Genomic DNA, 16578 nt, shown 5'->3' with positions numbered 1-16578 from the left:
AAGTTAAATGATGGAAAATCTTTTTGAAAAATTGATGGATCAGATCAAACTTCCGCGAGAATGGCGCGAACACGTGCTTTTTCAGACGGCTGAGATTGATGAAGTTCAAGTGCATACAGAACGTCGCTTTTGGCTTTTTCAGTTAAAATTTTCGGAAATTTTACCTGTCAGCGCCTATCAAATTCTGTCAGCACTGACAGAATCTGCTTTTCAAACCATTGCACAAACTCAAATCAAGATTATCGCAAAAGATGCGACCTATGACGAAGCACTCATTAACGCATACTATCAGTACATCTTGACGCTGCCAGAATTTTCTGATCCTGCATTTTCAAGCATTTTTAAAAAATATCGGATTCAATTGAGCGGTGTTAGGGTCAATCTTATGGTTGAGGATAATCCACAACTGGATCGTTTCGTGAAAAATTATTTTCCTGCTTTAGAAGAAAAGTTTGCTGATCTTGGTTTTGGAAAAATAACCCTACGTCCTATGATTGATGAACAACTTACCGAGCAAATTCAAGCAGCGCATGAAGAAAAAATTCAACACAGCGTTGCAAAAGCAGCAGTGGAGCAACAACAAGCTGAAAATCAAAAGCAGCAGCGTGCCAAAAAACACGAAAGTGACGCTGTCAGTACTGACAAACCAGAATTTGTAGAGACAGCACTTTCAGATGGCGTGTCACTTGGCAGAAAAATCAGTGGTCAAAGTCCTATCACTTCAATGGCTTTCATTTCTGGAGAAGGTTTAGGGGTGATTTTTGAAGGATATGTATTTCAAGCACATCACAGAACGTTCCAAAGTAAGGACGGGAGCAAAACAAATCATATTTTAGAGCTCAAGATGGCAGATGAAACCTCAACGTTTCAAATTTCAAAATGGGGCAGAAAAGAAGAAGAAATTGCGCAATTTGACCACATCGTCAATCAAGTCAATCAGGCGAATGAAGAAAAAAATCCTGTCAGTACTGACGGATTATGGCTGCGCGTCCAAGGCAATATCGAGCATGACAAATACAAAGATGAACTTGTTATGACGGCAAACGCTCTTGTCCAAATCAAAACTAAAACAACGGCAGATCGCGTTGCGCTCCAAGTGAAAGCGGTCAACTCTGACAAACTCCAAATGGGACGTGAAATCAAAAATAATGAACCCATTACGCCAATGCGCTCAGTCAGTGAGTTTTCAACGAACGGTCCCGTAGTGTTTGAAGGATACGTATTTAAAAGTGAACTTCGCACCATCAAATCTCGAAAAACAGGAAACATCAATTATTTACTCGAATTTGAAATGACAGATTACTCCTCAAGTTTTTACATCCAAAAATGGGTTCGCACAGATCAAGAAATTGCTCTCGCAAAACAAATCAAAGCAGGACTATGGTGTCGTGTGCGTGGCAATATTCAACGTGATAATTTCAAAAATGATCTCATTTTGCAGCTCAATGATCTCATTGAAATTCCCACTCAGTATGTGCGAGAAGACAAAGCTCCTGAAAAACGGGTAGAATTTCATGCACACACGCACATGAGTCAAATGGATGCAATTGAGACACCAGAAGCACTTGTACAATTAGCGCATCAATTTGGACACAAAGCAGTCGCCATTACAGATCACGGAGGGCTTCAATCTTTTCCTCACGCTCACCAAATGGGAAAAAAACTAGGGGTAAAAATCCTCTATGGTGTAGAAGCTAATCTCGTTGAAGACAAAATTCCAATCGTACTCAATGAACAAGATGTGAACATGTTTGATGCAACTTATGTTGTTTTTGACGTAGAAACCACAGGACTTTCCGCTGTTCACAATGACCTCATTCAAATCGCTGCGGTGAAAATGCACAAGGGAAATCCGATTGCAGAATTTAATGAATTTTTAAATCCTGGTTATCACTTAAGCGAATTTACAACGGAACTCACACGGATCACCGATGAGGATGTTAAGAATGCTCGTCCACTTTATGATGTGTTAGTTGATTTTCAAAAATTCTGCGAAGGAACGATTTTATGTGGACACAATGTGAATGGTTTTGACGTTGGATTTATGAACATGAATTACGTGCGTAACCATTTACCACGAATTACACAGCCCGTCGTTGATACGTATCCCCTCGCTCAAAATTTATTTCCTGAAATGAAAAGATTTGGTCTTGGACAACTCACCAAAAAATTTCAAATTAATCTTGGAGAAAACCATCACCGAGCAGATTCAGATGCGATGGCGACAGCGATGCTCTTTTATCGTCTTTTAGAAGAAATTCGCCACATTCGACAAATGGAATGGACCAATTTACTTGATTTGAATGCCAAGCTCGTCTCAAAAGACAGCTTTAAGCGGATTCGTCCAAAACACATGACCTTATATGCCAAAACACAAGAGGGATTAAAAAATTTATTTAAATTGGTGAGCTACTCGAACGTCAAGTACTTTTCAGGTGTTCCACGGATTCCACGCACGGTGCTTCAAGAAAATCGAGGCGGAATCATCGTTGGCTCGGCTTGCGAAGTGGGGGAAGTTTTTGATGCCATTATGAATAAAACCTTTGAAGAAACCGTAGAAATTGCAAAATTTTATGATTTCATTGAAGTCATGCCACCAGCACTGTATCGCTCACTTGTCGTAGGTGGAAATTTCAAAAATGAAAAAGAAGTCGAACAAACCATTAAGGACTTGATTAAAGTTGGAAAAACACTGGGAAAACCTGTCCTTGCTACTGGAAATGTACATTATCTAAATCCTGAGGATGCAATTTATCGTGAAATCATTGTGCGCTCGCTTGGCTTAGGTGCTGAAATCAACTGGACACAAGGACACGGGGAACATGCAAAACCTCTTCCTTTACCTGAAGCGCATTTTCGCACAACAGATGAGATGCTTGATGCGTTTCACTTTCTTGATGAAAAAACAGCGCATGACATTGTCATCAAAAATCCCAATGAAATGGCAGACAGCTTTGATCTGCTCATTCCTGTGAGAGATGATCTTTACACGCCGATTATGACGTTTGAAGGAGGAGAAGGTTCTGAGGAGAGAATTGTTCGATTAGCGTATGAAAAAGCCCATGAACTTTATGGAAATCCACTTCCTGATTTGATTGATGCACGGCTTGAGCGCGAGCTCCGCTCAATTGTCGGAAATGGGTTTTCTGTGATTTATATTATTGCTCAAGAGCTTGTTTTTCGCTCAAACAAAAGAGGTTATATTGTTGGCTCACGGGGGTCTGTCGGAAGTTCGCTGGTTGCCACGATGATCGGAATTACAGAGGTCAATCCACTTCCTCCGCACTACACGTGTCCGTCGTGCCGTTATTTTGAGGAACACGATGATGGTTCTGTCGGTTCAGGCTATGATATGCCAGATAAGAAGTGCCCGCAATGCGGACATCAACTTAAAAAAGATGGACACAACATCCCATTTGAAACTTTCCTTGGATTTAAAGCAGATAAGGTTCCTGATATCGACTTGAATTTTTCAGGAGATGATCAACCTTTTGCCCATTTAGATGTTCGTGATATTTTCGGAGAAGATTATGCCTTTCGTGCAGGAACAATCGGAACTGTTGCAGATAAGACTGCTTTTGGTTTTGTTAAAGGGTACGCGCGTGATTATGATCAATATTACAGTAATGCTGAGATTGATCGTTTAGCGATGGGGGCGACAGGAGTAAAACGAACGACAGGACAACACGCAGGTGGGATTATTGTTATCCCATCCTATATGGACGTTTATGATTTCTCCCCTGTTCAATTTCCTGCTGACGATGTGAATGCCACATGGAAAACAACCCACTTTGATTTCCATGCGATTCATGATAATATTTTGAAACTCGATATTTTAGGCCATGATGATCCGACGATGATTCGAAAACTTCAAAGCTTATCTGGAATCGTGCCACAAGACATTCCAATGGATGATCCAGAAGTGTATAAGATATTTACCAGTACCGAGAGTCTCGGGGTGACGCCAGAACAACTTAACGGGGTTACTTTAGGAACGCTTGGGATTCCAGAAATGGGGACTTTCACCTCGATGAACATGATTGCTGAGGCAAAACCTAAGAATTTTGCAGATCTTCTTCAAATTTCAGGATTGTCACATGGGACAGACGTTTGGTCTGGAAATGCCCAAGAAATCATTCGTGCTGGGATAGCAGATTTATCAACGGTAATTGGCTGTCGGGATGACATCATGGTTTATCTCATTCACAAAGGGCTTGAAAATGGCATGGCATTTACGATTATGGAGCGCGTGAGAAAAGGAATGTGGTTCAAAATTCCAACTGATGAACGTGAAAAATACATTGAAGAAATGCGGGCACATGATGTTCCTGAGTGGTATATTGAATCTTGCTCAAAAATCAAATACATGTTTCCTAAAGCTCACGCAGCAGCTTATATCATGATGGCACTGCGCATCGCTTGGTTTAAAGTGCACCAGCCAATTCAATACTATTGTGCCTGGTTTTCCATCCGTGCGACTGCTTTTGATTTAAGTGTGATGGGAGCTGGCCTTGAGGCAGTCAAAGCTAAAATGAAAGAAATCAAAGAAAAAGGATTTGACGCAACCAATGTTGAAACAGCATTAAACACCACACTAGAACTCACAAATGAAATGCTAGAACGCGGCTATAAATTCAGTAAAATTGACCTTTATCGCTCTGATGCGCTGGACTTCATTATTGATGGGGAGACGCTCATTCCGCCATTTATTACGATGGATGGTCTTGGAGAAAATGTAGCGAAACAAATTGTTGAAGCAAGAAAAGAGGGAGAATTTCTCAGTAAGATGGAGCTTAGAAAACGCGGCGGAGTATCACAAACCATCATTGAAGTACTCGATAATATGGGGGTGCTAAAAGGAATGCCAGAGGATAACCAGCTCAGCTTATTTGATGATTTATTTTGATTGCTCAAAAATGAACCATATAAAATTAAAATCTGCTTGTGAGCAGATTTTTTTGTGCCGTTGGTCATCAAAAAACGGATCGAAAAAATCTTTTTTGGTATAACGATATATAAATTTTTGACATATTTTCTATTTTATTCTATAATCTACATTAGATATATTTTTTATCCTTAATATCTGCGTTGAGAGATTTATTTACAGAAGATCATGGAGAATATAATGAAAAAAGAAAAAACAACACAACCCATTTTTTTAACTTGTATAATTTTGACGACAGTCTTTATGGGATCAAGCTTTCCAACAGGGAAATATTTGATTTCAATTGAACATATCCCTCCTTTTTTGCTTGGAGGGTGGCGATTCTTGTGTGCTGGTTTTATAATGATTTTATGGACAGTAATGAGACGAGGAAAAAGATCAATTTTGCCAACCAGCCAAGGAAGTTTGAAAAAAGGATTTTTCTTGGTTACACTTATTGGCTTACTTCAAACGACAGGGACCATGGGATTTTTGAATTTAGCAATGTCAGTAGGGCTTTCAAGTTCAATGTCTTCTATCATTTTATTTACAAACCCGCTTTGGTTGGCACTGTTAGCACATTTTTTATTGAATGAAAAACTCAATATTTTTAAAATTTTTTCACTTATTTTAGGGATTAGTGGTGTTATCACCTGTCTTGGACTGGATCGCTCAGCATTGGGCATTGGCGCAGCTTTTGCTTTGATTGGTGCATTCTGTTGGGCCATTAACACAGTGGTCACAAAGAAAATTCCGTTTGACCAAGGGGCATTTATTTTTACAGGATGGCAACTTTTAATTGGAGGCGCAATAATGCTGGTAATCTCTCTTTTTCTGCATGAAAATTATCATTTTGAACGGTTGAGTGCGTTAGGATGGTTATGGTTTGTTTGGCTAATTGTCCCAGCTAGTGTGGGTTCTTTTGGACTTTGGTTTTCAAGTTTAAATCAACGCGGGGCAACACTTGCAAGTAGTTTTTTATTTCTTGTTCCTTTATTTTCGACACTTTTTTCTCTTATAGGATTGCATGAAAAATTTTCAATTGGTTTACTTTTTGGTGGATTATTAATCGTTTTATCACTCATTTTTGTTAATAAAAATCCCAATAAGAGCAGATGAAATCGCCGAAATAAAACCATCTAATATTTAAAAAAATCTGATCCTAAAAAAAGATCAGATTTTTTTGTGACGTTCGCCATCAAAAAACGTATAGAGAGGTATGATACAAGAAAAAGCTAAAAAAATCATTGATGAAGCCAGTCAAAATGCTGTTTCTGACATTTATTTTCAAATTCATGGAGAGCGCTATGGGATATTTTTTAAAACGCCCTTCAGTCGATCGCTTCAAGAATATGTTGATAAAACAGTGGGACAGGCATTGATTGCGCATTTTAAGTTTGTTGCTGGGATGAATGTGGGTGAAAAACGTCGTGTTCAGCTGGGCAGTTGTTGGTATGATAGTAGTTTAGGGGTACGACGAATCCGTCTATCTTGTGTGGGCGATTTTGAAGGGAATGAATCGCTAGTGATTCGATTGTTACATGAGAAAAATCAGCCCTTAAAATTCTGGTTTAATGTTGAAGAAAAATTGAAAGCTCTTCCTTTGGGACGGGGATTGCATTTATTTGCTGGACCGGTAGGTTCTGGAAAGACGTCTTTAATGTTTGATTTAGCGCTACGGGAATTTTTTGGACAGGAAATTTTGACAGTTGAAGATCCTTTGGAATTGATTCATGAAGCTTTTGTACAACTACAAGTCAATGAAGTGATTGGAAATGATTATGAGGAATTAATTAAACTTTCATTAAGACATCGCCCAGACTTACTTATTGTAGGAGAAATCCGAGATAAAAAGACAGCACGTGCAGTTTTGCAAGCAAGTTTAACTGGGTACACAGTATTCTCAACGGTACATGCCAGTTCGATTTCTGGGGTTTGGAGTCGGCTTTTGGAATTGGGGATACTTGAAAACGAATTAAAAAATTGTTTGCAAACTGTATTTTATCAGCGCTTAATCGAAGGAAAAGGAGTGGTTGAAATTGCTGAAAGTGGATTTAAAAACTGGAATAATGAAAATTGGAACAAAAAAATGGATCAACTTTTTAAAGCAGGACATCTCTCTGCTCAAAAATCGAAAAGGGAAAAAATTAAGTCTTTCCAAGCAGGCTAAACTTCTTCAATTGATGGGAAATTTGCTTTCAAATGGATTTCATTTGGGGGAAGTGGTTGATTTTTTATCTCATTCGGATTTAGTGGAGCAGACATTCGTTGAAAAAATGAGAAATGGATTAGCTTCTGGTAAAAATTTAGGTGGAATTCTTCAAGAATTAAATTTTTCTAAGAATGTGATTACACAAATTGAGCTGGCACAAAAACATGGGGATTTGGCAGGAACCTTACGACTTACGGAATTAAATATTCGAAAAAATTTAGCAGTACAAAAAAAGTTGGTGAGTGTATCCCTTTATCCGATTGTTCTAATCAGTTTTTTAATTGGAATTGTGCTGAGTTTGAAGAATTATTTGCTGCCGCAAATTTCTGAAGGGCACTCTAATTTTGCAACGGCATTGATTAACCATCTTCCAGCCTTATTTATTACTTCTTTGATTTTAAATGTGGTGATTTTTTTATTTTTTAGGATAAAAATGAAAAAAAAATCAGCTTTTGATAAGGCGAATCTCATGTTGAAAATTCCCGTGTTAAAACACTATGGGAAACTGTATTTGACGGCATATTTTGCACGGGAGTGGGGGAATTTGATTGCTCAAGGCATCGATTTGCAAGAGATGTTTCATTTGATGATGGCTCAAAAAAGTTTAATTTTTAATGAAATGGGACAATATCTCATAAAAAATTTAAATTCTGGTGTTACATTTGAAAAATCTGTGAAAGAAATTAGATTTTTTAAACGAGAACTGGCATTAATGATTGAATATGGCGAGATCAAAGACAAATTAGGATTGGAACTTGAAATTTACTCGGATGAGTGTTGGACGCAATTTTTTTCAAAAATTGATCAAGCCATTCAAGTGATTCAACCCGTTGTATTTATTTTTGTAGCGTTGATGATTGTACTTTTATATGCTGCAATGTTGCTTCCAATTTATTCAAATATGGGTAAAATGATATAAAAATAGAAAGATGATAAGAAAGTGAGAAGGAAATGAAAAAAAGAGTTGTAAAAGCGTTTACATTGATAGAGATTAATGAAATTAAAACATGCAATTATTCAAGCTCAAATTTAAAGCTGACATCAACACTATCTTCCTTAACTGAAACCCTATCTATTAAGCCGTTCACGATCCGTTTAGTTTCATCATAAGATAGCTCATTTATCGGTATTTCCCCTATCTGATTCTTGACTTCTTTCAAAATTTTTTCACTATCACTATTTTCAGATGATTCTATTTTTGCTTGTATTATTTTTTTCTCATTTTTTAATGATGTGGTTCTTTCCTTCAACTGCTCCATAGTTATGAAGTCGTTCAAATATAAGTCGGAGTTCTTTTGTATCTTCTTATCGATCGCATTAATTTGCTTTTTAAAATCTGATGAATTAACAACGGGCTTATTGTTTTTATAAATCACGCTCTCTAATAGTCCTTTGTTATTTTGGAATCCCGATATACTATCAAGTACTTTCTTTTCCAAATCTATCATATCGTAGTATTTGGAATCACATTTTTTGTTACCGTTATAAGTAGTGACACCTTTTGTATTTCTAGGAAATCTGTTTGTACATTGATACCTAATAGTACGGCTTCCGTCTTTTCGCTTATGCCCCATAATAACAGTCAAAGGAGCACCGCAATATCCACATTTCACTATCCCAGAAAGCATGTATTTTGCTTGAAAAGGTCTAGGGTTGTTATTTCTCTCATAGGTTTGCTGTTGTCTTTTATCAAGCTCTATCTGTACTTTGTCAAATATTTCTTTTGATATAATAGGCTTATGAAGTCCGTCAAATAAATAGTCGTTATATTTTACTAATCCACAATACACGGGATTACCAAGAAGCACCCTAATTGTTCTGTAAGACCAAGGCTTATCTTTCCCTACATGACCGTTTTCATTCATTTTATCTCTTAGTTTTGTGATAGACATGCCATCAAGGTATGTATTGAAAACATCCTCGACAATTGAAGCCTGCAATGGTTCAATTTCTAGTATTCCAGTTTCTTTATTATTTACGTAACCGAACGCACACTTTGACCACATCATTGATTTTCCAGACTTAGCACGTCCTAATTTACCCATCGTCATGCGTTCTTTTATATTTTCACGTTCGAACTCATTAATCGCTGATAGAATTGTTAAAAATAGGCTTCCCATTGCTGAAGAAGTATCAATGCTTTCATTTAGAGATATGAAGTCTATTTTATTTTTCGTGAAAACATCTTTAACTAAATATAAAGTATCTCTTACGTTGCGTGATAGACGGTCTAGTTTATAAACGATAACAGTATCAAATTTCTTAAATTTAATATCACTCATGAGCCTTTGAATGGCTGGTCTGTCAAGCTTAGCTCCAGAAAATCCAGCATCCGTGTAAATGTCAGCAACTTTGAAATTCATCGCTTTTGAATAAGCTTCTAGCTTTGCTATTTGTTCATCAATTGAGTATCCTTCCTCTGCTTGGTTAGTTGTTGAAACTCTGACATATATTGCTACTTTTTTATTCATTTGCTTTTTACTCCTTTTCTTGATAAAATGAGTGTAGTAAAAAACTCTATTCATAGCTAGAGATTTTACTAATACTATATCTTAAGCCAACCCCCTAACTCATAACCCCCTGGGTGGTCTTTTTTTATTTTATAGTGCCCTTACTAAAGCTCAAATTTTGTACCCAACCGCTATCCATAATAGTTGCATCGTTTAATTTCGCTTGAAAAGTATATGTTTGTCCAGAAGTTAATTTTTTAGCTTCATCATTTGGCATATTTATTGTAGCTGTGGTATTCATGAATTGGTTTTCTGTGAAATTACCTGCATCGAGTGTAACATCACTTCCCGTGAAAACAGCTTTAGTTACTTTAGTTACTTTTCCTTGAAATTCTAACATCTTTCCCTTATAAGAGTCGTCTGCTGAAGCTCCATTTGCTTTGTACGCATTAACTAATTGCTCGAATGTAACTTGCTTAACTTGCGTTGTATTGCTAGATTGTTTAGGTTTGCTGGTCTTTGGAGTAGATGCTTCTTTTTTACTAGAAGATGATGAAGATGAAACAGACGTGCTGGTATTATCTTTTGCTTCTTTGTTCTGATTATTACTTGGGATAGATACGCCAACAACAAACAGTATAAATCCAGCAACTATCAAAATCAAAGATTTTTTCTTTGGTTTTTTTCTAAATAAATTAATTAGTAGCATAATTATACCAATAAAAAACGCTAAAAACCCAATTATTCCAATAAACGCACTCATAATAAACCTCCTACCTAGCTTTTCATGAGAATCAAGGTTTGCTCATTATTTTTTATTATATAATTTCTGGCGTGAACCAGTCAACAACTTCTCCGACAATATTCCAGTACTCCCCATCTTCTGGAGGAACTGGCAGGAACCTATCACGGTATTTTTCATTAATTGAATGAAGAATCATTTCATTATCATTAATTCTTACTTCCTTAACCCATGCTGTCCCATCATAGTCAACTACAAATATTCCACCGTTTGGAGTATTATAGCTTTGCCTTATTAAAATAACATCTCCATCGTGAAGCATGGGCTCCATCGAGTCACCAGTTACGACCGTTGCAAAGTCAAAGCGTGGTAAGTCAGTGCGCAAAGTATAATAGATTGTTTTCTCATTTTCTCCATAATGAAAGCCAAATCCAGCGGATACTTGTTCTATTGTTTCAACGGCTGTCAAATTAGAAGTTTTATTAGAATTTATACTAATGACTTTATTTTCTTCTAGTTTTTGCTCATCCAATTGTGCAGTAGCAAAAGTTAAAACTTTTTCTTGGCGTGGTTCTTCAAGCTGTTTAGAAATATTGACTATGTTAGATAATAATAAGCTAGAACTAGAATATTCTTCAACTAGTTCAGATTTATCAACTCCAAAATATCTTGACATTAATTCTATCTTATCTATTCTAGGATATGTGCTTGCGCTCATCCAATTCATTACAGTAGTATACTTGAAGTTCATTATTTCAGAAAATTGATGAGGATTTAATCCTTTTCTATCAAGCATTCTTTTTAAATTTCGAGCCATGGTTTCCTTGTTCCCAAGGTTTCCAATTCGTCCATCTATTTTTTTATTCATGATATTATTATACCTTTTATAGGTACAAAAAGCAACAAAATAAAAGAAAAAAACTTTTAAAAGGTATTTTTATGTTTTTTTGTTGACATATACCGTTAAAAGGTATATAATTAATTCATAAAGTTAAACGAGCGAACAATCATGGAGCATTCAGTACGGCGGACGGAACGATGTTCAAATGACGGTACACGACGTATCAACCGCGACGTAAGTAGTGAGTTTAGCAAATAAAAAGTCCCAGTGGGGCGAACAGGTTCGATTCCTGATCTTCTCTTACTGCGAAAGCAGAAATTTAATTAATCAGAAAGGAGCCAATATGGCCGAAGAAATTATGACATTAAAAAAATATCGTTTACTAAACGATTTAACCCAAGAAGAAGCTGCTGAAAAAATAGGAGTTTCTAAAGGAGCTTTATCAAAATGGGAAAGAGGAGTTACATATCCAACTACTCCAAATATTGATAAATTATGTGAGCTGTACAGAACAAACTATATGCTCATTAATTTTTACCCTAATATACCGTTTAAAGGTATGGGAGTTAGTTAACAGAAAGGAAAACAAAATGGCAAAAGAAAAGAAAGAAAGTCAATTCACTACCGTTCGTTATTGGTCGCAAGACGGCTCAGTTTGCATGAATGAAGAAGAATTTGCTGAATTCAAATCAAGAACGGTATGGCCAAACGGCGTTGACGAAATGCTTATCAAAATTCATTACGACAGAGTCATGAAAAAAATGGCTAATGAACATTGAAAGGAAAAATAAAAATGAACGAATTAATTAAAATTTCGTCAAATGAAAATAACGAACAGGTAGTAAGCGCAAGAGACTTACACAAAGGATTAGGTCTCAAGAAACAATTTAGTGACTGGTGGAAGCAAAACTCAAAACTTCTTATTGAGCATGAAGATTTTATGGGTACACCTCAAAGTTACCCCATAAAAAACGGGAATGGGCGTATTCAACTTCTTGATGACTATGCTTTAACGATTGATACAGCAAAACATTTAGCAATGCAAAGCCAAACCGAAAAAGGTCGTGAGTACCGAAAGTATTTCATCCAAGTCGAAAAAGCGTGGAATAGCCCAGACATGGTCATGAAGCGAGCCTTAGAAATTGCTAACAAGCGAGTTATTGCGCTTCAAATTGAAAATAACCACCTTAACATAGAGCTTGCTGAAGCAAATAAAAAATTGCCGTTTCTTGAATGGGCATTGCAAACAAAGGGGTTAGTAACTCCGACAATAATTGCTAAAAAGTATGGTAAAACAGCGATTTGGCTTAATAATTGGTTGCATAAACAAGGAGTTCAGTTTAAACAAGGAAAATGTTGGGTACTATATAAAAAATATGATGACAAAGGGTACTCAGATACAATTTTCAGCCCAACTGACATAGACCATTTACATCCTAGTATGAAATGGACGGTTAAAGGAATGAAGTTTATTTATGAACTTCTGAAAGAAAATGGACATTTGCCTATTTCTGAGCAAGATGACTTAGCCAGCTATGCTTGAACGAATTTAAAGAAAAGGAAAAATAAAAATGAGAAGACTAATCACTACACGACTATTTGAAGAAGAACAAAAACTTGCCGATTACGACAAGTTAGCTAGTGAATATAAAGAGTTGCAAGATGAGTTAAACAAAGTGGCTGAAAGCCGTGATGACTTCAAAGAGTGCTATGAAATCATGTTGGACAAGTTCGCAGCGCTTGAAGAGTTCAATGCAGTGTTGATGCAAGAGCTTGAAATCAGATGCAAAAATGACGTTTCACGCAAGAAAATGAATAATGCAATGGAAATTATTTCACGGTAAAAGGAAAACCCCATGGAAGTGGGGTTAATATATGAAGCGTGCCTATATTATAGCATAAACAGAATGAAAAAGGAAGAAGTAAAATGGCAAATGAATTAGGAATTTTTAGCGTAGACAAATTGAATATGGCAACTATTAAAGGATACTTAAAAGGAGGAGGACAAGCAAGTGATGAAGAGCTGATTTTACTGATAAACCTTTGTAAACAGAATAATATGAATCCGTTCATGAAAGAAGTTTACTTTATAAAATATGGAAATCAAGCAGCGCAAATCGTGGTATCCCGTGACTTTTACAGAAAACGTGCTTTTCAAAACCCAAACTTTGATGGAGTTGAAGTAGGTGTAATTGTCCTTAACAAAGAAGGAATTCTAGAACATAACGAAGGAACTTTCAAAACGAAAGACCAAGAATTAGTTGGCGCATGGGCTAGAGTTCATTTAAAAAATACCGAAATTCCAATATATGTCGCTGTTTCTTATGATGAGTACGTCCAAATGAAAGACGGACACCCAAATAAGATGTGGACAGACAAGCCTTGTACAATGCTTGGAAAAGTAGCAGAAAGTCAAGCTTTGAGAATGGCTTTTCCAGCTGAATTTTCTGGAACATATGGAGAAGAAGAATTTCCAGAACCAGAAAGAAGCCCTCGAGAAGTAAACGGGGTAACAGAGCCTACTCGTGAGCAAATTGAGTCTTTCAATAAAGAAGAATACGCAAATAAAAAGATTGAGCAGTTAAAAGCTAAAGCTAATGAGCACAATCAGGAAAATGAATCGCAAGATGATACAAAACAAGGAAAAATAATCAATGACGTAACAATGGAGGATTTCTAAGATGGAAGATGCTATTACTGCAAAATTTACACCAGCAAAAATCGAAATCATAGACAGAGAAGCTTTTGAAAAAAATATCAACGATATTGCATTAGCAAATAAAAATAGAATCGTTACTGCAGAAAGCGTAAAAGATGATAAAGCGACTAGAGCAAAACTTAATAAGCTTTCCAAATCACTTAATGATGAAAAAATACGCATCAAAAATGAATATAATGCACCGCTTACAGAATTTGAAAATTGGTTCAAGAAATCTACTGGAGTTCTAAAAAAAGCAATCCAACAAATTGATGAAGGAATCAAAGAAGTTGAAGCGAAACAGTTAGAAGTTAGGCGTGGTATTGTTCGAGCTGAAATCGAAGGAATTTGTAAAAAATCAGAAATTGACTATAGAATTTTTGAAAGCTTCGTTACTGATTGGGCTAAATCATCTAACTTTAACAGTGCTATGAAGCTTAAAAATACAACGCTTGACAGTATTTCTTATGCCGTTGAGCAGGAACGATTGAAGCAAGAAGAAGTCAAGAAGAATAAAAACTCTATCACTAATTTCGCTTTTATGAGTAATATTAGCGATACACCATATATCAGAATGATCGATGAAGGGCGGGAAATATCTGACATTCTAGAAATAATGAACGAGGATATTCTAAAGGAAAAGGCACGTAAGGAAGCTGACGAAAAGCGCAAAGCAGAAGACGATGCAAAAGCTGAACAAGAGCGTCAAGATTTAGCTACACAGCAACTTGAAGAAAACTTTGGAATTGGTGAAAGTACTAAACAGATTGAGCGAGAAGAAGCTCATGAAGCAGTGACACAAAATACTCATAGTGATGAAACTGAAAAAGTACCAGAAGTTGATTTTGTTTGGAAAGTAAGCATTGACATTGAATTCAAAAACACCGCTGAAAAAGAACGATGGAAAGAAGTCATGGAAACATACGGCTTTGAAAATTACACCGTAACCAGTGGAAAGAGATATGAAATCAAGTAAAACCATGAGCAAGCTTAATCCTCGTTAAACTTAAGCTAGGTCAGAGGAAGCACATTCCACTACTTTTTGGACGAGGTAGAGACCGTATTTAGTCAGGGGCGCTGATGTAATGAGCTTAATACAGCGGTAGCCGTAAGTCAGAAGAGTGCAGGAACACCGCAACCCCGTTATTATGAAAGGAATATTTTTTTGGCAGATAATAAGAAATACTATTACATGAGACTGAAAGAAAACTTCTTTGATTCTGATGAAATGATTATCTTAGAAAATATGGACAATGGAGATGGCATTATTTACAGCAATATCTTGCTTAAACTATATCTAAGAAGCTTGAAGTATGAAGGACGGTTAATGTTCAATGAAAGGATACCGTTCAACCCTCAAATGCTTTCTACAATAGTTCGCCATCCAGTTGGAGTTGTAGAAAAAGCAATTAAAGCATTTATTGATTTAGGGCTTGTTGAAGTAATGGACAATGGAGCAATATATATGCTTGACATTCAAAATTTCATCGGTAAAACATCTACAGAAGCCGAACGGAAAAAGATATATAGAGATCGTATCTCAAAAGAAAAGATTCTAAGTTCTGGACAAATGTCTGGACAATTGTCGGACGTTCGTACACCAGAGATAGAGTTAGAATCAGAGTTAGAAAAAGAAAAAGAAAAAGAAAAAGAGAAAGAACCAGATATCAATGAAAAATTTACTCGATTTTTTTCTACTTTTACTAATTTTACAAAGAAAAACCAAAATAGAAGAGCAATGTCGTTGCAAACATTTCTTGAACTCCCTTCTTTTCAGCAAGAACAAGCAATAATTGGTGCTAAAAATTACGTTGAATGGTATCCAAAAGAAAATCCAGGAGATGTAACTTATCAATTTAGCGTAAATGCTTTTGAATTTTTAAGAAACATGGTTTTTATGGATTATCAAGAAATGCCAGAAGTTAAAAAAGTAGCTAAAAAGAAGAAGTGGATTTAATTAATGGAAGTTAAAGTTAATGGAGAAGTGATCACTCCTATTGAGCTTGAAGAAGTATGCTCAGAGCATGGATGCCACTTGCTTGGAAGAAATGAGCCAGTATGGTCTTATGATGGACATGATTCAAACGGGAAAGGAATTGGCGGGCATTGGTATACTCCTAGAGTTTGCCCGCAATGTTTCGGAAGAAATCCAGAAGAATCAGTAAGAGTGAGTTCAATTGCTGAATTCAAGCATAAAAAGGGGATTGACCTTAAAAAAGACGTTATTGTCAAGTACTCATTTAACGACGAGTTGAGCGTTGTTGCAGCCGATAACATGAAATCGTGGATTATCCAAAATGTTGGAAGAGAAATCAAGGTTAAAATCGTAAATACTCGAAAATACTGCGAACAAATGACACACCGTTTCATGAGTGACGAGGAAAAGCAAAAGTTTTTGAAACTAAAGCATGAGATTGAAATTGCGGACTTAGTCATCATTGATTCACTTGCTGACTTTTCAGAAAGCCAAGAGGAATCGGTATATAACATGATGCTAACTTGCAAAGATAATGCATCATTCATGATTCTTACTATTCCAGAAAGTGAAAGCAGACTTGATGATATGCCTATAAAGCTTAAATACAGGCTAAAATCTGCGCAAATAATGGGGTTAGATAGTAAAGGAAGAAGAAATGAAGTTTGAATTTGAACTGGAAAAGATGCCAACTACACAACAGCAAAAAGGCATTAAAAAAGTGAATGGTAAACTT

The 16578-nt window shown here is 36.3% G+C and carries 15 protein-coding genes and 1 pseudogene; 13 read left to right on the top strand and 3 right to left on the bottom strand.

Annotated features, from left to right (window positions below; all coding sequences use genetic code 11):
* Positions 1 to 10: 10 nt before the first annotated feature.
* From GHI93_RS10175 to comGB, 4 genes are all read left to right on the top strand, one after another.
* A complete protein-coding gene (locus GHI93_RS10175; protein ID WP_153496976.1) occupies positions 11 to 4906 on the top strand; it encodes a PolC-type DNA polymerase III in 4896 nt (1631 codons plus the stop codon).
* Positions 4907 to 5125: 219 nt separating this feature from the next.
* Positions 5126 to 6043, top strand: coding sequence for a DMT family transporter (locus GHI93_RS10170; protein WP_153496952.1), 918 nt, complete (start codon positions 5126 to 5128; stop codon positions 6041 to 6043).
* A gap of 100 nt (positions 6044 to 6143) precedes the next feature.
* Positions 6144 to 7094 (top strand): competence type IV pilus ATPase ComGA, encoded by a 951-nt coding sequence (comGA, locus tag GHI93_RS10165; protein WP_153496951.1) that lies wholly within the window; start codon positions 6144 to 6146, stop codon positions 7092 to 7094.
* On the top strand, positions 6994 to 8055 hold the full coding sequence (gene comGB, locus GHI93_RS10160) for a competence type IV pilus assembly protein ComGB (RefSeq protein WP_153496950.1): 1062 nt from the start codon (positions 6994 to 6996) through the stop codon (positions 8053 to 8055). Before comGA ends, comGB begins: the two co-directional genes overlap by 101 nt.
* 94 nt (positions 8056 to 8149) lie before the next feature.
* On the opposite strand, the gene GHI93_RS10155 is transcribed toward comGB, so the two are convergent.
* The 3 genes from GHI93_RS10155 to GHI93_RS10145 all read right to left on the bottom strand — a co-directional run bounded on the left by GHI93_RS10155 (position 8150) and on the right by GHI93_RS10145 (position 11196).
* Positions 8150 to 9607 carry a recombinase family protein gene (locus GHI93_RS10155; protein WP_153496949.1) on the bottom strand — a complete coding sequence of 486 codons (1458 nt, stop codon included), beginning with the start codon at positions 9605 to 9607 and terminating at the stop codon, positions 8150 to 8152.
* Positions 9608 to 9731: 124 nt separating this feature from the next.
* Positions 9732 to 10349 (bottom strand): OB-fold protein, encoded by a 618-nt coding sequence (locus tag GHI93_RS10150; protein WP_153496948.1) that lies wholly within the window; start codon positions 10347 to 10349, stop codon positions 9732 to 9734.
* 55 nt (positions 10350 to 10404) lie between these two features.
* A complete protein-coding gene (locus tag GHI93_RS10145; RefSeq protein WP_153496947.1) occupies positions 10405 to 11196 on the bottom strand; it encodes a LexA family transcriptional regulator in 792 nt (263 codons plus the stop codon).
* A gap of 316 nt (positions 11197 to 11512) precedes the next feature.
* On the opposite strand from GHI93_RS10145, the gene GHI93_RS10140 reads away from it, so the two are divergent.
* The 9 genes and pseudogenes from GHI93_RS10140 to GHI93_RS13300 all read left to right on the top strand — a co-directional run.
* A complete protein-coding gene (locus GHI93_RS10140; RefSeq protein WP_153496946.1) occupies positions 11513 to 11743 on the top strand; it encodes a helix-turn-helix domain-containing protein in 231 nt (76 codons plus the stop codon).
* A gap of 16 nt (positions 11744 to 11759) precedes the next feature.
* Entirely contained in the window at positions 11760 to 11948 is a 189-nt protein-coding gene (locus GHI93_RS10135; protein WP_153496945.1) for a hypothetical protein, read from the top strand.
* Between the two features lie 14 nt (positions 11949 to 11962).
* On the top strand, positions 11963 to 12712 hold the full coding sequence (locus GHI93_RS10130; protein WP_153496944.1) for a phage antirepressor KilAC domain-containing protein: 750 nt from the start codon (positions 11963 to 11965) through the stop codon (positions 12710 to 12712).
* A 28-nt stretch (positions 12713 to 12740) separates the two neighbouring features.
* A complete protein-coding gene (locus tag GHI93_RS10125; RefSeq protein WP_153496943.1) occupies positions 12741 to 13013 on the top strand; it encodes a hypothetical protein in 273 nt (90 codons plus the stop codon).
* Between the two features lie 83 nt (positions 13014 to 13096).
* Entirely contained in the window at positions 13097 to 13849 is a 753-nt protein-coding gene (gene bet / locus GHI93_RS10120) for a phage recombination protein Bet (protein WP_153496942.1), read from the top strand.
* A 1-nt stretch (position 13850) separates the two neighbouring features.
* Positions 13851 to 14843, top strand: a complete 993-nt coding sequence (locus GHI93_RS10115; RefSeq protein WP_153496941.1) for a DUF1351 domain-containing protein — start codon at positions 13851 to 13853, stop codon at positions 14841 to 14843.
* 189 nt (positions 14844 to 15032) lie between these two features.
* Positions 15033 to 15824, top strand: coding sequence for a phage replisome organizer protein (locus tag GHI93_RS10110; protein WP_153496940.1), 792 nt, complete (start codon positions 15033 to 15035; stop codon positions 15822 to 15824).
* A gap of 3 nt (positions 15825 to 15827) precedes the next feature.
* On the top strand, positions 15828 to 16511 hold the full coding sequence (locus GHI93_RS10105) for a hypothetical protein (protein ID WP_153496939.1): 684 nt from the start codon (positions 15828 to 15830) through the stop codon (positions 16509 to 16511).
* A pseudogene (locus GHI93_RS13300) lies at positions 16501 to 16578 on the top strand (RusA family crossover junction endodeoxyribonuclease); the annotation flags it as partial. The gene GHI93_RS10105 and the pseudogene GHI93_RS13300, both read left to right, overlap by 11 nt.

It is taken from the genome of Lactococcus hircilactis (genome assembly GCF_009601015.1).
Taxonomy (GTDB): Bacteria; Bacillota; Bacilli; order Lactobacillales; family Streptococcaceae; genus Lactococcus; species Lactococcus hircilactis.
Note: the sequence above shows the minus strand (reverse complement) of the source record. Positions and strands in the feature narration are given on the sequence as shown.